Genomic DNA, 18,804 nt, shown 5'->3' with positions numbered 1-18,804 from the left:
ACATTTTAGTTTCTCTAAAAAACATCATTATTAATCACGAAGTTTACATAAAACGCTGTTTACAAATTGCTAAAAACGGCATCGGAACTGCACGTCCAAACCCTAGTGTTGGTGCCGTAATTGTACTGAATAACAAGATTATCGGTGAGGGTTTTACTTCTAATTATGGAGAAAATCATGCAGAAGTTAATGCTGTAAATTCAGTAAAAAACAAAGAATTATTGAAAGAGGCAACCATTTATGTAACGCTAGAGCCTTGCGCACATTTTGGTAAAACGCCACCTTGTGCAGATTTGTTGGTAAAACACCAACTTAAAAATGTGGTGATTGGTTGCATAGATTCTAATAGTTTGGTTGCTGGCAAAGGAATTGAGCGCTTAAAAAAAGCAAATATTCATGTTACCGTTAGGGTTTTAGAAACCGAATGTAGAGCGCATCACAAACGCTTCTTTACAGTTCAAGAACAAAAAAGACCTTATATTATTTTAAAATGGGCAGAAACTAAAGACGGGTTTGTTGCTCCTTTAGAAAGAAATGAACAAAACCCTGTTTGGATTTCTAACAACTATTCTCAACAACTAGTGCATAAATTAAGGAGCAAAGAACAGGCAATTTTAGTGGGCACAAATACCGCAATTGCAGATAATCCTTCATTAAATGTTAGAAGTTGGTCTGGCCATAACCCCATAAGAGTTGTTTTAGATGCGGGTTTAAGAATTCAAAAAAACGCAAATCTATACGATAACAGCGTTCAAACAATTTTTATTATTAACGAAGAAATCGATACAAATAAACTTCAATCTCTTGAAAACGAGAATATCATTTTCGAGCAAATTAATTTCAATAAAAACGTTGCCCAACAAATTTGCGAAGTTTTACAAAAGCACAAAATTCAATCTGTAATTATTGAAGGAGGCACGCAAACCTTACAAACTTTTATAGTTGCTAATTTATGGGATGAAGCCATGGTTTTTATTGGAGAGGCTACTTTTAAAAAAGGTATTAAAGCGCCTATTTTTAGCGCAAAAAGAACAGCAACCAAAAAAATAGAAAACGACATTTTAAATATTTATACACATGATTAAAAACATCATCTTCGATTTTGGAGATATTTTCATTAACCTAGACAAACAAGGAACCTATAAAGCAATGGCTGCTCTTGGAGTCTCAGAAATATCTGACGAGATGATACAAGTGTATCATCATTATGAAAAAGGATTGATGAGCACTGATGATTTTATCAAGTTTTTTCATGACAGGTTTCACATTCCGAAAACAGCTTTAATCGCTGCTTGGAATTCCATTTTATTAGACTTCCCTGCAAGACGTTTAGAATTTTTAAAAGAAATCTCTGCAAGTAAAAAGTACAGATTATTTTTACTTAGCAACACAAATGATTTGCATATTAAATGGGTTCAGAATTCTTTAGGAGAAAAGTTTTATAACGAATTTAAAAGTTGCTTTGAGCAGTTTTATTTATCGCATGAAATTAATTTTAGAAAACCAGATGCCGAAATTTACGAGTTTGTTTTAAATAAAAACAGTCTAGTTGCCGATGAAACTTTATTTGTTGATGATTTAAAAGAAAATACAGATGCCGCAAATAAATTAGGAATTCATGTTTGGAATTTAATTCCTGGAAAAGAAGATGTAATAACACTATTCACTAAAAATAAATTTCTTTGATTTACCTTCTCTTAAGCATTCTTATTTCTAGTGGTTTATTTGTTATTTTTAAATATTTTGGTGTTTATAAAGTTGATGTATTAAAAGCAATTTTTATCAATTACCTGGTTGCTTTTACCATTGGTTTTGGATTGGCAGAAAGAGAATTTTCTGTACTCGAAATACCGCATCAACCTTGGTTTTTAGGTGCAGTGTTTTTAGGCATCTTATTTGTTTCTATCTTTTTTGTGATGGCCATGACTGCACAAAAAAACGGAGTTTCTGTAGCGTCTGTTGCCGGAAAAATGTCTGTAGTAATCCCCGTATTTTTCGGTGTTTTTTTATATTCAGAATCGGTTACGCTTTTAAAAATTATAGGCATTCTTATTGCTTTAGTAGCCGTTTATTTGGCTTCTGTAAAAGAAAAATCAGTCACTTCTAAAAATGCTGGTTTGCTTTTTCCTATTTTACTTTTTTTAGGCTCTGGTGCTATTGACACCACCATAAAATATGTAGAAGTAATGTTTGTTCCAAAAAATGATGTGTCCATTTTTTCTGGAAGTTTATTTTTTATCGCTGCTATTTTTTCGTTTGTAATTTTATTGATTAAAACCATCAAAAAAAGAGAACCTTTTGGCGTAAAGAACATTATTGCTGGTATTGCATTAGGAATTCCGAATTATTTTTCAATTGTCTTCTTAATCAAAGCCCTACAGACAGAAGGTTTTGAAAGCTCTACGTTGTTTACGATTAATAATGTAGGAATCGTAATTGTTTCTACCATCATCGGAATTTTAGTTTTTAAAGAGCAATTTAGTTTAAAGAATAAAATTGGCGTTGCTTTGGCAATAGTTGGAATCGTTATTGTAGCTTTGGCTTAAGCCAACATACCGATAATGAAATGAGTTTCTAATTTCTACGAGATGTATGCTCAACAATATGGACTAATAGGCATCTATAAAAACTAATTTAGATTTTCTCATTTTTGAAGATTACCTTCAGTATTAAAATTAAGAATTGATGATCTTTCATAAAAAGATCTTACACAAAATACGATTAATGGAAGAAGACAGCTACAAAACTATTTTAAAACCTTCAGAAGAGACCCTTTTTAAAGATAGAAACAGTAAGTTTTTTGGCTACGCTTTTCCTGTTGTGCATGAAGATGATGTAAAAGATTGTTTAGACGAGTTAAAGAAAAAACACCATACAGCAGGCCATTTTTGCTATGCCTATCAAATAGGAATTGAAGACGTAAGATACAGAGCCAACGATGATGGCGAACCCAACAATTCTGCTGGCATGCCCATTTATGGACAAATTCAGTCTTTTGAAGTAACCAATGTTTTAATTGTTTCTGTGCGTTATTTTGGCGGAACAAAACTTGGTGTTGGTGGTTTAATTAATGCGTATAAAACTTCTGCTCAACTTACTTTAGAAGCATCAAAAATTCTAGAAAAGACAATTGATATTTCGTATCAATTGAATTTTGAATACGATATGATGAATAAAGTAATGAGAATTATCAAAGAAAAAAACCTCAACCTTGTGAGTCAAAAAATGGAATTGGCTTGCGAATATGTAATTTCTATCAGAAAAAAAGAAGCCCAAACTATTTTTGAAATTTTTGATACTTTGTATAAAGTTGAGGTGAAAATTGTATCCTAAAATTTTGATTTAATTTTAATTTATTTTTAGCAAGCTTTATACATTCTGGTTACAAAGAATTCATATCATCTTTTAACTAATAAAATATTTAGATTATATTTACAGAAGAACAGTAATATAAAAAATACTATATGAAGTTAATTTTAAGGGATATGTGTAATAAAAGTTACTATATAACGAGTTAGCAATAATTAAAATGAAAATCCGAAAATTCATAGAAGATTTAAAACCTGAAGAAATTGAAGAAAAAAACCTTCAACAACTTAAGGAAAATGATGAGTTCTTTAAGGAATTTAAAGATGCACACGAAAAGAAATGTTGTGTTTTATGCGGAAATAAATTAGACTATTTTTCAGATTACGAACCTTGCTTTCATTGGTTTCTTTTGCCAACAGGAATTAAGAAAAAACATTTTAAAAAATATCTTTCGGAAGCTATTGGCTATTACAAACTTGAAAGCTATTTTAGATGGATTGCTACATTGGAATCACCTCTTAAAAACATCAATGATTTAACAGATGAAAAATCTGGCTCAAAATTAAAAGAGATTACAATCAAATATGAAAACATTGAATGGTCTATGAATTTTGGAAAAAGCGATTTAGATGGACATAAAGATTCAAATAATGCTAAATTCCCTCATTTCCATATTCAAATGTTGATTGACGATAAACCTTTTATTAGATTTAACGACTTTCATATTCCTTTTTCCAAAGAAGACCTTTTCAACCTTCAAATGATGGAAGAAGCTTCAGATTTAATAAGTTTAGATTACGATTTAGGAACTGGAATGTCATTTATTGAAAAAAACGAAAACTTAATTGAACTTGACAAAGTTATGACACTTGCGGAAGATGAAAATAAGGCAACATTTAACACAAGCTCAATCTTTCAAATGCCAGAAGGAAAAACCATTAAAGGAGAAGAAATTGAAAAATTTATAAAAGAAAGTAAAGAAACTAAAACACCTTTAAGAAAAATTATGAAAAAAAACGTTGCTGACATAAAAATTATTACAGAAATTAGACCAGGAAATTCAGTGCCGAAAATGAAAAAAAGAAGTTCAAGAAAATAACTATTGCTAACACCGTATATAATTTATTGCTGGCTTCTTGCCTACTTACGAAAGTCCTCGCGGACTTTCTTGGTCGGTAATTATTTACTAAATTAGGTGCTTGAAACACGCAACAAACCATATACAACAACGTTGGCAACAAGGCTCGCTCACTCGAATGGATAAAAAAAAGAAAAAATGAAAAAAAAATGAAAAGAAAATATATTAACATAATTATCTTAATATTAATTGTATTAGTGTTTACGCTTGAATATTATTTAATTACCTCATACATTGAAAGAATGTTTAAGTTTACGGCAATAGAAGTTAAAAATGAGATAAAAGATAATGAGATAAAAGAATTTAAAATATATTTAATTCAAAACTTTATTTTTATATTTTTACAAAGTATTGGTATGTTATTTTGTCTTAATATTGGTTTTTTATATTTTAAAGTAAAGTCAAGTTTAAAAAAAATATTTAATTTAGTTTTATTAAGTTTAATTTCTGTAATTGTATATCAATTTTTAATTATCGTTTTAGTTAAATTAAAAAATTGGACTTTTACAATGGGTTCTATAAATTCTATGTCAGAAAAATTAAGCCTTGAAAATTATATTAGTAGTGAAAAAACAGTGCCTTGGATTAAATTATCATTAACAAGTATAAATTTAGAACAATTAATAATAATTTTAATATTAGGAATTGGAATACATAAATTAATGAACATTAATTATAAAAAAGCATTCATCATAACTTCAAAAACCTATGGATTAGGAATTTTATTATGGTTTGTTTTTGCAATGGTTATGGAAATGAATTTTAATTAGCTATCAATGACGTCTAGATAGAAAAGGTTTACTTATTTATCCTCCAAATAAAAATAAGAAATTTTATTATTATTAATTTTAAATTCTTAAAACTATGAAAGAATTATCAGTAAACAAATTAGAAGACCTTCAAGGAGGTAAATTTTGGGGCTCCACTAACTTACAATCCATAGATTCTAGTGGCATGTATTATTGCACCCACAGATATCAAGTTTTTGGTATTACAACAAATTTTGATAGTTGGTATAGTAGTGTACCATGTGTCTTTTAATTAATAATTTTTCCTCTGTACAGGTTTTAAAACCTGTACAGTTTTTTAATAAAACAAAAAAATATGAGAATACCTTTTTTTATTATTTTATTTATGTCAACTAAATTATTTTGCCAAATAGCAACTTCTAAAATAATAGTAGACTTTGAGACAAAAAAACCAATACCATATGTAGCTATTGAAATTATTGAAAATGGATATGGTATTTATTCAAATGAAGATGGAAAATTTATTTTAAATATAAAAAATAGTGAAAGTTTAAGATTTTCACATCTTGGATATATTCCTTTGATTGTAAAAAATAAAAATTTAAAAGACACTTTATTTTTAAAAAAAAATGTGATTGACCTTGATGAGATTATTATTTTATCTGGTGACTTAAAAGTTAAAGAAATTGGATATATAAAAAAGAGAAAAACATTAAGATGGCATATTAAGCCACAAACTCAATTAGCCACTTTGATTAAATATAAAGAAAATTTAAAAAAAGCTTATTTAAAAAAAATATTCATACCAATAAGTAAAGATATACCAGGTTCTAGAAGTAATAAAATGTTAAAAACAAACGTAGTCTTTAAAAGTGTTTTTAGAATCCATGTTTATGAAAATAATAATGATACTCCAGGTATAAATTTAACAAAAAAAAATATACTCATAAATTGTAATCAAAACACTGATGAGATTTTAACAATTGATATTTCAGATGAATTTATTGTCTTTCCTCCATCAGGTATTTTTATTGGTATAGAAATGATTGGAGAATTAGATACTAATGGAAAAATTGTTGAAAAAAAATTAGGTGATGTATTGCCTTCTTTTATGTACACAAATAAAAAAAAAAAAAATATTACTTCAATATCTTTCATAAAAAGAGAGTTTGGAAATTATGAATGGGAAAAAATAGATAATACTAGCAAAGATTTTTCAATAGTTTCCGATTATAACTTGGCAATAAGTTTAGAGCTATCTATCTATGACTAAAATAAGTTTAAAAAAATACCACACACAACACCACGACCAATCAGATTGTGGTGTTGTATGTTTACAAACAATTCTCAAATTTTTTAAAAGTAATTATTCATTAGAAAAATTAAGAGAATATAGTGGTACTACCAAACAGGGTACAACAATGCTTGGCTTGATGCAATGTGGTAATAAAATAGGGTTAGAAATAAAGGGCTATGAATCTACAATTGAAGCTCTAAAAGAAAACAAAGTTCCTGCTGTTTTACACACTGTATTTGAAGAAAAATTACAACATTTTATTATATGTTTTGGTTATGATTATAAAAAAGAAAAATTTATTATCAGTAATCCTGCAAGTTCTAAAATAGAATATATCAATGAGAAAGAACTAGAAAAAATTTGGCAATCTAAAGCCTTATTACTTTGTAATGAAACAGATAACCTTGTAAAGAAAAAAGCAGAGAGTAAACAAAAATGGCAATGGATTTATAAATATGTAAAAGAAGATTTGAACTTACTTTCAATGTCCTTGTTTTTAGGAATCATTTTAGCAATTTTAAGTTTAGCAACTGCTGTATATTCTCAAAAACTGATAGATGTTTTATTACCTTCAAATGACAGCTTTAAAATTACTGCAAGTATTTGTCTATTATTTTTTTTATTTAGCATTCAAGTATTCTTTGGTTATTTAAGAAGTTTATTCTTAATACGTCAAACTAAAAATTATAATATAAGAGTAATTCACTTTTTTTATAATAGTTTACTAAAACTTCCAAAATCATTTTTCGATACTCGAAAAATTGGAGATATGGTAGCAAGAATGAACGATACAAGTAGAATTCAAAGAACTATTTCAAAAATAATTGGAAGTATTGTCATAGATATATTATTGGTTATCATTGTTTCAATAGCAATATTTAATTATAATTTAACTTTAGGTTATATTACATTATTATGGATTCCTTTACTAACAGTGGTTGTTCTTTTTTTTAGTCCAAAAATAAAAAAACAACAACAAAAAGTGATGCAATCTTATGCAAGAAACGAGAGTAATTATATAGATACCATTAAAGGTATAGAAACTATTAAAAATAATAATAAAGAACCCTTTTTTTCAAAAGAAACAAATAGTATTTATAAAACCTTTCAAACTTCTGTATATGATTTAGGACGTTTAGGTTTAAACTATGCTACAATTAATCAACTAATTTCAAATGTTTTTATAATAAGTACACTAGGTTATAGTACCTATCTAGTTTTAAATAATCAATTAACAGCTGGTGTAATCATTGCAATTTTACAATTGGTAGGTATGCTTACGGCTTCAACTTCAAATTTAGCTTTAGTTAATATTGAAATTCAAGAAGCCAAAGTTGCATTTAACAGAATGTATGAATTCACTTCTATAGAAGAAGAAAATAAAGGAAACATTTCTTTATCAGAATTTAATTCTTTAGAAATTAAAAACCTTTCGTTTCGTTTTGCAGGCAGAAAAGAACTCTTTAAAAACATTAATATTTCCATTAATAAAAATGAATGTATAGCAATTGTAGGAGAAAGCGGAAGCGGTAAAAGTACATTAGGGCAAGTATTACAAAAATTCTACCCTTTTGAAAATGGAAAAATATTAATTAACAATCAGTACAATTTACCAAATATAAAAACAGAAGATTGGCGAAATATTATAGGTATTGTTCCACAAGATATTACCATATTTAGTGGTAACGTAGTAACAAATATTTTATTAGGTAAAGAAGATATACCTGAAAATATTGAGAATTTTTGTAACCAATATGGTTTTACAGAATTTGTAAATACCTTACCTCAAGGTTTTGCCACAATTTTAGGAGAAGAAGGTATTAATTTGTCTGGTGGGCAAAAACAAATTATAGCATTAATGAGAGTTTTATACAAAAACCCACAATTATTGCTTTTAGATGAATTTACTTCTGCAATGGACAGAAAAACAGAAAAGTTTGTTTTAAGCTTATTAAAGAAACTAAAATCTGAATTAACTATTATTTTCATATCACATAGATTACATTCTTTACCTCAAATTGCAGATACAATTTATGTATTAGAAAACGGAGAGATTTCTAATTTTGGAAATCACAAAAAACTTATGAAATCAAAGAACTTTTATAGTGAATTTTGGGCTGAATTAGGGTTTGAAAAACAGTATGAATAACGCCCAGTTGCCAACACCGTGTAAAATTAATTGCTGGTTTCAGCTGATTTACGAAAGTCTTTTGGAACTTTCTTGGTTCGTGTTTTATTTACTAAATTTACTACTTAAAACACGCAACTAATCTTACACAACAACGTTATGCCCAATTAAAAAATTCCGTTTCACTCCACAATTATAGTTAAATGATTGTATCTTTGATAATATCAAATGATAGTATCAATAATGAAACCACCATACGAAATAACATCTTCTATTTTAAAGTTAATAACTTCCATTTCAGAAAAAATAGGTGAAGTAAATGCTAACTTATTAAACAAACCTTCTCCTAAATTAAGAAAACAGAATAGAATTAAAACTATTCATTCTTCTTTAAGAATTGAAGGAAACACACTTACGGAAGAACAAATAACAGCGCTTCTTGAAAACAAAAGAGTTATTGGTCCAAAGAAAGATGTCGTTGAAGTTTTAAATGCAATAAAAATCTATGAAAATTTAGATATTTACAAACCATCTAATGAAAAGTCATTTCTAAAAGCTCATCAAAACTTAATGGAAAACCTCATTGAAGATCCTGGGAAATATAGGAAACAAAGAGTTGGAATTGTAAAAGGTTCAAAAATAGAACATGTAGCTTCACCTTTTGGAAATCTTCCTTACTTAATGAAAGACCTTTTTGAATATTTAAAAAAATCAGACGAAATTCAGTTAATTAAAAGTTGCGTTTTCCATTATGAAATGGAGTTTATACATCCATTTTTAGATGGGAATGGAAGAATGGGAAGATTATGGCAAACTCTGATTTTAATGGAAAAATATCCAATCTTTGAGTTTTTACCTTTCGAGACTTTAATTAGTAACGATCAGGAAAAATATTATAAAGCTTTAGCGGAAAGTGATAAAGCTGGAAAATCAACAAAGTTTATTGAATATATGTTAGGAGTCATTGATATTTCAATAAGTGAATTATTAAATTTTAATAATCGAACATTAAATGAAAAAGACAGATTAGAATATTTTGTTTCTTTAAATAAGATTCAATTTACGAGAAAAGATTATATGGATATTTTCAAAGATATTTCTTCAGCAACTGCGAGTAGAGATTTGAAAAAAGGAACAGAATTGAAAATATTCGAGAAAGTTGGAGAACTAAATAAAACGATTTATAAACTAATAACTGGGCACAATAACGTGTAAAAAAAATTGCTGGTAAAAGCATACTAACGAAAATCCTCGCGGATTTTATTGGTTCGTGTTTTATTTACTAACTTTATTGCTTAAAACACGCAACTAACCTTATACAAATACGTTGTACTTCATTATCAGAAACCGCTAACCAATGATAAAATTCTTTAGAAAAATTAGACAAAATTTGCTCATAGAAGAAAAAAAAGGAAAATACTTTAAATACGCCATAGGAGAAATTGTTCTAGTTGTCATTGGAATTTTAATTGCATTACAGATTAATAATTGGAATGAAAAACGTAAAGTTAATGACGAAATAGAAAGTGTTTTTTCATTACTAGAACAAGAACTTGAAACTAACATTGAACGAAGTAATTATTTTTTAAACTACGGTTATCGTAGAGATTCTGTTCAAACTATGTTTAATCAAAATAAGGTAACTCCAGAGATGATTAGAGCTTCTCCAGAGTTAATTAATTTGAACTTTGGCACACATAAAGTGCGATTTATGGATGATCGCCTCAATGAACTTATCTCTTTAGAAAAACAAATACCCAAACGATATAAGAAGTTGATTTCAGGTTTAAAATTATTAAAAAGTCATATTGACTCACATAGATTTTGGGAAAGTAAAGCCTTATCATTAGCAGAAAAAAAATCAGAAGAATACGTCAATAAATTTTCATGGTATTACAGTAATGATTCCCTTTCGTTTGAAAAAGCTATTCGTCACGCGCTTACAGATACTATTTACAGAAATAACGTCAGCTATTATACACATTTACAACTTAATGAAAATGTATTTGATGCGACACTAATGAGAACGTCATCGGTGGAACTATTATGGCAAATAAAATCAATTAGAGGATTGAATAAAACGCAGACAATAAAACAATTCTTAAACGAACTTGACCTAAAACCATTAACAGAATATGCTTGTATGGATAAGCCTTATAAAAAAAATGAGATTTTTTTTAGACGTAACTTTATTGTGTATAACAATACAAAAGATTCCATTACATTCAATTATGTTGATGAATCAGGAAATCGGGAGTATCCTTTAACTGTTGCACCCAATAATTTTCTGCCAAATGGTCAAATTATGTATAGCAATCAATTTATTGAATTAACAGTAGATTATGAATGTAAAAAAGTCTTTAAACAAAACAAAGAAGATTATCTGCTATTTGAATAAGCTATTTAAACTCATTAGAAGTGAAAGAATGCCAATTAAAGAAATAACGAGAGCACAACACCGTATATAATTTATTGCTGGCTTCTCGCATACTTACGAAAGTCCTCACGGACTTTCTTTGTTCGTGTTTTATTTACTAAATTAGTTGCTTGAAACACGCAACTAACCTTATACCAAAACGTTGTGTTTCATTCCAGAAACCAGCCGCACTAAAGCAAAGAGTGCTATCGCACACATTGCTTTTCTCCCATCGCTAAATGATAATTTTTTCATAACTTGCAACAATAAATATAAACGAACAAAGGTGCTTCTAAAGGAAAAAATATCGATTGAACATTTTGAAGAAAAAAAATTCAAAATAAGACTTATAGAATCTGAAAGAGATACAGCAGCTGCGTTTACACATTATTTACATAATCACAAAAATGGAGTTTCTCAATTCTACAAACCAGATGCAATAGAACACGTTAAAAATTTATTTGAATACAAATTTCCAGAAGAAAAAATTTCAAAAGTAGCAGCTGAAGAAGCTTTACAATACTTGATTTTTCAACAAGAAAGTATTCCTTTTCCCGCACCAAAAAAGCCTGAATTTAAGTTTATTGACTTGTTTGCTGGCATTGGCGGATTTAGATTAGCTTTTCAAAATCTGAAAGGAAAATGTGTTTTTACAAGCGAATGGGATAAATATTCAAAGCAAACATATCAAGCAAATTTTGGAGAAGTTCCATTTGGAGATATTACAAAAAAAGCGACCAAAGATTATATTCCAGACGGATTTGATGTTTTGTGTGCTGGATTTCCTTGTCAAGCGTTTTCAATCGCAGGAAAGCGAGGTGGATTTGAAGATACGAGGGGAACATTGTTTTTTGATGTAGCCGAAATAATAAAAAAGAAAAAACCAAAAGCAATATTTTTAGAAAATGTAAAAGGTTTAAGAAGTCACGATAAAGGAAAAACTTTAGCAACAATATTAAATGTTTTGCGTGAAGATTTAGGTTATTTTGTTGCAGAACCACAAGTAATGAATGCAAAAGAATTTGGTGTTCCACAAAATAGAGAGCGAATTTTTATTGTTGGATTTAGAAAAGATTTGAAAGTTACAGAATTTGAATACCCAAAACCTATTGAGAAAAAATATACTCTTGACGATATTTTAGAATCCGAAACGGTTTCTGTAAAGTATTATTTATCTGAAACTTATGTAAATACTTTGAGAAACCACAAAGCTAGACACGCAAGTAAAGGCAATGGTTTTGGTTACGAAATTATTCCAAATAACGGAACTGCAAACGCAGTTGTTTGTGGTGGAATGGGACGAGAAAGAAATTTAGTTTATGATTTTAGACTAAAGGATTTTACCCCAATTACTCATATCAGAGGAGAAGTGAATAAAGAAGGAATTCGAAAAATGACACCGAGAGAATGGGCAAGGTTACAAGGTTTTCCCGACAATTTTAAAATTGTAGTTTCGGACGCTCAAGCATATAAACAATTTGGTAATTCGGTTGCAGTTCCTGCAATTCAAGCTACTGCAAAAAAAATTATAGAAAAACTTAAAACTTTATGATTACAGGAAATAAAGGCGAATGGAGTGAAATTTACACACTTTTCAAACTACTTGGCGACAAACAATTATTTCTTGGAAATAAAGAAATTGAAAAATTAGAAGGAATTGTCTATCCGATTTTACGTGTTTTAAGAACCGAAAATAATGGCGATTTTGAATATTCAATAAAAGACGAAATCATACTTATTTCTGGCGGAGAAGAAGTTTTAAAAATTGAAATTACAGAGTTTAAAGAAAAAGCGAAACTCTTACTTGAAAAAATTAAGTCTAATAAAGAAAGAACTTTTTCAGTTCCCGAGATTGAGGAATTTATGCAATCTATCAATTGCCTTTCCTTAAAAGCAAGTTCGACCGCGAAAACTGATATTACAATCGTTGTTCACGACCAAAGAACAAATCAACAACCAACTTTAGGTTTTAGTATAAAATCACAACTAGGAAGTCCTTCTACTTTACTCAACGCAGGAAAAACGACCAATTTTATTTTTAAAATTTCAAATTTAAAGTTAAGCGAAACAGAAATTAACAAGATAAATTCTATAGATTCTAGAAGTAAAATAATGGATAGAATTAATTCTGTTTTAGAATCAAAAGGAAAATTTCATTTTGTAAAAACTGAAAAACAAATATTCTCAAACAATTTAATTCTTATCGACAGTAAATTACCTGAAATTTTATCACAAGTAGTTTACGAATTTTATTCTAGCAAAAATTCAAGCGTTTCTGATTTAGTAGAAAATACAAATTCTAAAAATCCATTAAATTTTGATATTTCGAATGAACATAAGTTTTACGAATACAAAATTAAACGATTTTTAACAGACGTAGCTTTAGGAATGATGCCTTCGAAAGTTTGGACTGGACAATATGATGCAACTGGAGGATATTTGATTGTTAAGGAAAATGGAGATATTTTATGTTACCATATTTACAACCGAAATGAATTTGAAGATTACTTATTTAACAATACAAAATTAGATACAGCAAGTTCGAGCAGACACGATTTTGGAACAGTTTACAAAGAAAACGTAGAATTGTATTTTAAATTGAACTTACAAATCAGATTTACGAAATAAGCCAACGCAAGTTCAAGCACATTTGTTTTTTTTGCTATACACAAAAAACTAAAAAACAAAAGAGCTTAAACGCCAACGCTAGAAATTTTGCGGAATAATGTACGAAAACACAAAACCGTATATAATTTATTGCTAGTTTTAGCTTACCTACAAAACTCCTTGCATAGACAATAAATATGTGCTTTATTTACTAAACTCACTGCTTAAAACACGCAACTAACCTTATACCAAAACGTTGGCAACAAGCTCAAAAATGTACTTTCCTGAAATAAGAAAAACAAAAGAATACAAAAAGTACAAATTGGAAAGAGAACAAAAAATGAAATCTATTAAATCAGGAGAAAATGTATTTCATTTATTCTACTTCGGCGGAATGATTACTCAAAGTGATTTATTAGAATATGAAAAATCAATAAAGGATATTGGATCTGAATTCAGTAGTTATGATAAAAATGGAGACTTTTATGCTTCATTAGATAGTTTTACTCTTGATGTTTGTTTTATTCTCTCACAAATGACTATTCAAGGAATTATCTCTAACACTATTAACAGTGCAACTTGGGACTCAATTAAATATGTTGTCCTTAATATTTGGAATAAAGTTAAGAATAAAGAAATTGGTAAAGGGAATTCTTCTGATTTCACAAAAAAAACTATATCATTTGGAATTAAAGTTTCTTTGAATAAAAACACTAATTTTAACTTTAATTTAAGCGGAGACTTAAGTGAGAAAATAGTTTTAGAATCTTTAGACAAAACTCTTGAATTAATTAAGTCTCAAAAAACTAATTCTAAATTTAAGCACCCATCTTTACTAACTTATGATAAGAAAAAAGGAAAATGGAAATCTTTAGATGTTGATGAAGAAATGAGAAAAATTGCTTTAAAACAAATTGAGAAACAGAAAAAAGATAAGGAATAAAAACTGCGTAGAACATCTAATAAAATTAATTGCTTGGATTTAGCTTATTTACGAAAGTCCTCACGGACTTTCTTTGTTCGTGTTTTATTTACTAACCTTACTACTTAAAAACGTTGCAAACCATGCACAACCGCTTTGGAAGTAATATAAAACCGCTACCCAACTTTCCCAAACTCATTTTTAAAAACAAAACAATCAACATTTTTTTCTGGAGGTGCAATAGTTTCCCAAGAAAAATAATCAAACCAAAAAAGCTCTCTTGTAATTGTGATACATAATTCTTTTTGCTGATTATAAAAATGAATAGAAACATTCATTTTTTGATTTGAAAAAGTAATGCTTTTAAATTCTAAACCTACAGAGAAAACCTCTGTAAACATCAATGCCTTGTGCTGCAAAAACTGATCATTTCTATTTTGAAAACCTACTTTTACAAATAAAAATGTTTATAATAATTTTGACTAGTAACTTAAGTACGCGGCATTCTGCATTACCATATAATCACTTACATCAATGCATTTTACAGTATAATTTCTTTGAAACATCGCTTAATTTTTTTTTATTATATTTGGAGAATTAACTCTAAATCGCCTAATGGTGATTCTTTTAAAAGTAACGTATTGTCTTTTTATTTTTGATAAAAAATCAGTAAAAAAAATAAGCTCCTTTTAGTCTTTAGATACTCTTTTTCAAAGGGCTACTAATTGAAATAAAATCCGGATTAAGAAATTTGAATGATTTTTAGATTAAAATGTTCTCGATAAATTAAATCCTAAATGAATATCGCCACTAAAGAAATTTCCGGTGGTTTCTGTAATAAAACTTTTCTCTATCATGGTAATTGCGTTCGATATAATCAACTGAAATACATGGCCGCCAGTTTCTATATCAACCCCAAATGCTAAAGAATTTCTTGTATTGATTAATTTAGATTCGTCAAAGGCATAATAATATTCGGTATTTAAAGCGACTCTTTTACTTAATTTTATACGACCACCAAAACCAAGGGCAAATATATCATGAGGATCTGCAGCTGTTCTTACCGTATTTCTATGAACATAGGTTGGTGTGATCTGCAATGAAACAGACGTACTAAATTTACGTGCAATTAATACTTGCCCAACATAAAACAAACTTTCTGCAAATGATCTTTTATCCGCAGGGTCGTAATCTCTTAAGGTTTTTACAGCGGTACTTCCAAAAAGTGAAATAGCAACCGGAAAAGAATTTTCTCCTCTTTTTTGTTTTATCAAGCTATATTTTAAAAACGAATCATAGGTTTTTTCAAAACTACTTCTACCAACGCCAACCGTTAAATTATCTGTTAAACCATATTCAAAAGCAAACCGAATATTGGCATTGTCTAACCCAAAAAGATCATAGAAACCCGTATTAATTCTTCCGAATCTATGTGCTATAATAAACTCAAGTTCTTTATCTTTTTTATTTTCTATAGAATGACCATTTACAATTCTTGTTCCTTTAAAGGTAGCTGTTACAACATTGTCGATTTTATTTTCAGGTGTTTCTTCATTTAAGATATCTAATAAATCGTTTTGTGAACATAATGAAGAACTTATAGAAACTAAAAAAATGGCGAGTAGTACTTTTTTCATATTTTTATTTATTGTAAGGTTCATGATTAAAGTTGAAACTTACTCTTATGTTTTTTGCAATATTATTAGCTACAACTGCGGGTATTTCTATCTCAAAATCGGCTAAATTTATTATAAACTCACCATCAACTAATATAGCCTCTTTTATTTTTGCCATATTGGCATCGATTGTAATTTCTTTAGATATTCCGTGAATTGTTAAAATACCTTTTACTTTAACAACCCTTACCGTTTCGTTAACAGCATCAAAATTTAAAAGATCTCCTTTAAAAGTTGCCTTCGGATATTTGTCTGACTCTACATAATTTTCATTAAAATGCTCTTGCATCAATGCTTTTTTAAACAAAAACGACTTCATTAAAATAGAAATTGCCATCTGGTTGTTGGTAGCATCAATAATACTTAAAACCTGATTGTTATCTGCGGTAATATTTTCTATTGGCGCTTTAGAGAAAAAGTTAATGGTTCCGTTTTTTGTTAAATATCTTTCTTGACCGGTACTCATTGTTGCACATAAAAAGCAACATAATATCGTGATTATTGATTTCATGATTGAAAATTTTTAGTTTATAATTTCTGATTTCACAAGAATAACATCCATTAAATAACCTGTGCAAATTCCTTTTAAAGTGATGGTTTGTCCTGTTTGTAATGTGCTTATTTCTTTGGTGGCTTCTGCTGATAAATGACACAATACGCTGCCAAAATCGTCATTTGTTTTTAAAGTAATAATTCCTTTTTCTTTCACTATTTTTATTTCAGAAATTTCTCCTTTTACTTCAATTATTTTTTCTAAATATTTTGAATTTGCTATCGTTTCATCCGCAGTAAAGTCTTCTAGAATTTTATTGGCAGTACTTGCAATATCGGTCGCCACTTCATCTACTTTTACATGTGGTTTGTTGTACATTTTATAAGCTACAAATACTCCAACAATTCCTAAAATCAGAATTCCGATAATAATTTTTTTAATCTTCATTATTTTCAGTTTTAGTTATTTAAAGCACCGGCATCCACCCAACAGCTAATCGCTGCAATTTCATCATTCGTTAATGTAGCGCTTCCTTGTGGCATTCTTCTGCTAACAGTAACAGATTTTACAAGCGCTGCATTTGCACTAATATCATTATGGGTCGTTAGGTTAGGAAATTGACCTCTTGCTCCATGGCATTGCACGCAATTAGTCTCTATAATTGATTTTACTTGTGTAGAAAAAGTAATGGATTCGCAAGGATCTGCAGCAGTTGGGTCTTCTTCTACAATTGATTCTTCTACATTTGTTAAACAGGATGCTAAAAAAATGCCTATTATACCGATAAAAAATATTCTTTTAAGGTTGCGTAATACATGCATGCTTCTTGATTTTAGAGTTCTACTGTAAATTAACAAAAATTATCAGTTTTATAAACCATCAAGTTATGCCAGGAGGAATTAAATGGGTTAAAAAGGAAAAAAAAGGTTTCAAAATGATTGCAGCATTAGACTCTTTAAGAGTTTTAACTACATGTTTAACCATTGTTTAAATTCTGCAGCTTTATTTTTACTGATAATAATTTCTTCGGATGTTTTAGATTGTAAGAGAATTTTTAGCTGACTATTACCGTATTTAATAATCTTATCAATGGCCGTAATACCAATAATAAATTGTCTGTTTGCTCTAAAAAATAAAGAGGAATTTAAGTTTGCAGACATATCATCTAAACTCATATTTGTGGTCGATTTTTTACCGTCAAAACAGACAACATACGTAATGGTATTTTCTGTATAAATAAAAGCAATTTCTTCTATCGGTATCGATACCAACTCATTTCTTATATAGGTTAGCAATCTTTTTTTCTCTTTTTCTATAGGTTCATCAACCGTGCTTTCTATAGGTTTTTCAGCAACTTTTTCTTTGTAAGAGACTAAATCTGTATTTAATTTAGAAAGGTTTACTACTTCTGATGTTAGTGTAGAGTTTTTTAACTCTAATTGTTTTTCATAAGCGCTACCAATAACTCTAACCGCCACAAAAGACAACCCAATAACGAGAGTACCCATGATTAAGAAAATTAAATAGAAATTAACTTTTAGAGCACTCATTTGTTGCTTAATACTATTCATATTCACATTGGCTGCAACAATTAAATCAGATTTTTTAATGGGTGAAATATGAATAATTTCAGAAGAAGAATTATTGGTTTTACCCATTAATAAATCATATAAATCATCAGAATTGTTTTTTTCTTTTAGAGAAGACAATAAGGTTTGATTAGAATTTACTAGTTGCCCAACCTTCGTTTTGTCAGGATGAGCAACCTCCTTTCCACCCCAATTAAAAATACTAATAAACCAACTATCCGTATTGGAGTTTTCAATAATACGTTGAATATTCGTAACAATTTCTTCTTTTTTGATACCAGATAACAATTGAAAATCGATGAGTTTTGCAATTTCATTCGCCTCTCTTTTACTAGATTCTACCTGCACCTCTATAAGTTGATTTGCGCTCACCTTAATAAAATATTGTGATGCAATTAATGCTACCATTAAAAATATAACGGCAATAGATAAAAAGGTTAAAAAATAAAGTTTGTCTTTCTTCATGGTGCTTTTAAAAGA

Annotated in this window: 20 protein-coding genes; 14 read left to right on the top strand and 6 right to left on the bottom strand. The window is 28.7% G+C overall.

Features of this window, described 5'->3' with window-relative positions:
- Positions 1-26 precede the first annotated feature (26 nt).
- From ribD to ES044_RS10935, 14 genes are all read left to right on the top strand, one after another.
- The gene (gene ribD, locus ES044_RS10995; protein ID WP_147120287.1) at positions 27-1,085 is read left to right on the top strand and encodes a bifunctional diaminohydroxyphosphoribosylaminopyrimidine deaminase/5-amino-6-(5-phosphoribosylamino)uracil reductase RibD; all 1,059 of its coding nucleotides are present in this window, start codon (positions 27-29) and stop codon (positions 1,083-1,085) included.
- Positions 1,078-1,686 (top strand): HAD-IA family hydrolase, encoded by a 609-nt coding sequence (locus ES044_RS10990; protein ID WP_147120286.1) that lies wholly within the window; start codon positions 1,078-1,080, stop codon positions 1,684-1,686. The genes ribD and ES044_RS10990 overlap by 8 nt, the downstream gene beginning before the upstream one ends.
- Positions 1,683-2,546: a DMT family transporter gene (locus ES044_RS10985; RefSeq protein WP_147187154.1), complete on the top strand. Its 864-nt coding sequence runs from the start codon at positions 1,683-1,685 to the stop codon at positions 2,544-2,546. The genes ES044_RS10990 and ES044_RS10985 overlap by 4 nt, the downstream gene beginning before the upstream one ends.
- 139 nt (positions 2,547-2,685) lie before the next feature.
- Positions 2,686-3,333: an IMPACT family protein gene (locus ES044_RS10980; protein WP_410524697.1), complete on the top strand. Its 648-nt coding sequence runs from the start codon at positions 2,686-2,688 to the stop codon at positions 3,331-3,333.
- Between the two features lie 196 nt (positions 3,334-3,529).
- Entirely contained in the window at positions 3,530-4,408 is an 879-nt protein-coding gene (locus ES044_RS10975; protein WP_147187150.1) for a hypothetical protein, read from the top strand.
- A 188-nt stretch (positions 4,409-4,596) separates the two neighbouring features.
- A complete protein-coding gene (locus ES044_RS10970; protein ID WP_147118429.1) occupies positions 4,597-5,217 on the top strand; it encodes a YIP1 family protein in 621 nt (206 codons plus the stop codon).
- Positions 5,218-5,311: 94 nt separating this feature from the next.
- Complete coding sequence (locus ES044_RS18560) at positions 5,312-5,488, top strand: hypothetical protein (protein WP_189663204.1); 177 nt, start codon at positions 5,312-5,314, stop codon at positions 5,486-5,488.
- A 63-nt stretch (positions 5,489-5,551) separates the two neighbouring features.
- Positions 5,552-6,469 carry a carboxypeptidase-like regulatory domain-containing protein gene (locus tag ES044_RS10965; protein WP_147118428.1) on the top strand — a complete coding sequence of 306 codons (918 nt, stop codon included), beginning with the start codon at positions 5,552-5,554 and terminating at the stop codon, positions 6,467-6,469.
- Positions 6,462-8,642 (top strand): peptidase domain-containing ABC transporter, encoded by a 2,181-nt coding sequence (locus ES044_RS10960; protein WP_147118427.1) that lies wholly within the window; start codon positions 6,462-6,464, stop codon positions 8,640-8,642. The genes ES044_RS10965 and ES044_RS10960 overlap by 8 nt, the downstream gene beginning before the upstream one ends.
- Positions 8,643-8,864: 222 nt before the next feature.
- Positions 8,865-9,836, top strand: coding sequence for a Fic family protein (locus ES044_RS10955; protein WP_147187148.1), 972 nt, complete (start codon positions 8,865-8,867; stop codon positions 9,834-9,836).
- Between the two features lie 142 nt (positions 9,837-9,978).
- Positions 9,979-11,019, top strand: coding sequence for a DUF6090 family protein (locus tag ES044_RS10950; protein ID WP_147187146.1), 1,041 nt, complete (start codon positions 9,979-9,981; stop codon positions 11,017-11,019).
- 304 nt (positions 11,020-11,323) lie between these two features.
- Positions 11,324-12,589 (top strand): DNA cytosine methyltransferase, encoded by a 1,266-nt coding sequence (locus tag ES044_RS10945; protein ID WP_147187144.1) that lies wholly within the window; start codon positions 11,324-11,326, stop codon positions 12,587-12,589.
- The gene (locus ES044_RS10940; RefSeq protein WP_147187142.1) at positions 12,586-13,665 is read left to right on the top strand and encodes an HpaII family restriction endonuclease; all 1,080 of its coding nucleotides are present in this window, start codon (positions 12,586-12,588) and stop codon (positions 13,663-13,665) included. The genes ES044_RS10945 and ES044_RS10940 overlap by 4 nt, the downstream gene beginning before the upstream one ends.
- 319 nt (positions 13,666-13,984) lie before the next feature.
- On the top strand, positions 13,985-14,587 hold the full coding sequence (locus tag ES044_RS10935; protein WP_147187140.1) for a hypothetical protein: 603 nt from the start codon (positions 13,985-13,987) through the stop codon (positions 14,585-14,587).
- Between the two features lie 155 nt (positions 14,588-14,742).
- Here ES044_RS10935 and ES044_RS10930 read toward each other — a convergent pair whose 3' ends face one another.
- The 6 genes from ES044_RS10930 to ES044_RS10905 form a co-directional block, all read right to left on the bottom strand.
- Complete coding sequence (locus ES044_RS10930; RefSeq protein WP_147187138.1) at positions 14,743-14,985, bottom strand: hypothetical protein; 243 nt, start codon at positions 14,983-14,985, stop codon at positions 14,743-14,745.
- Positions 14,986-15,333: 348 nt separating this feature from the next.
- Positions 15,334-16,203: a DUF5777 family beta-barrel protein gene (locus tag ES044_RS10925; RefSeq protein ID WP_147118420.1), complete on the bottom strand. Its 870-nt coding sequence runs from the start codon at positions 16,201-16,203 to the stop codon at positions 15,334-15,336.
- 4 nt (positions 16,204-16,207) lie between these two features.
- The gene (locus ES044_RS10920) at positions 16,208-16,753 is read right to left on the bottom strand and encodes a YceI family protein (protein WP_147187136.1); all 546 of its coding nucleotides are present in this window, start codon (positions 16,751-16,753) and stop codon (positions 16,208-16,210) included.
- Between the two features lie 12 nt (positions 16,754-16,765).
- Positions 16,766-17,182 carry an OB-fold protein gene (locus ES044_RS10915; protein ID WP_189663203.1) on the bottom strand — a complete coding sequence of 139 codons (417 nt, stop codon included), beginning with the start codon at positions 17,180-17,182 and terminating at the stop codon, positions 16,766-16,768.
- 11 nt (positions 17,183-17,193) lie between these two features.
- Positions 17,194-17,556, bottom strand: coding sequence for a c-type cytochrome (locus ES044_RS10910; protein WP_147187134.1), 363 nt, complete (start codon positions 17,554-17,556; stop codon positions 17,194-17,196).
- A 147-nt stretch (positions 17,557-17,703) separates the two neighbouring features.
- Complete coding sequence (locus ES044_RS10905; RefSeq protein ID WP_147187132.1) at positions 17,704-18,789, bottom strand: LytR/AlgR family response regulator transcription factor; 1,086 nt, start codon at positions 18,787-18,789, stop codon at positions 17,704-17,706.
- Between the last annotated feature and the right edge of the window lie 15 nt (positions 18,790-18,804).

The organism is Polaribacter sp. IC066 (assembly GCF_007997085.1).
GTDB lineage: Bacteria > Bacteroidota > Bacteroidia > Flavobacteriales > Flavobacteriaceae > Polaribacter.
This window is presented reverse-complemented; position numbering and strand designations above follow the sequence as displayed.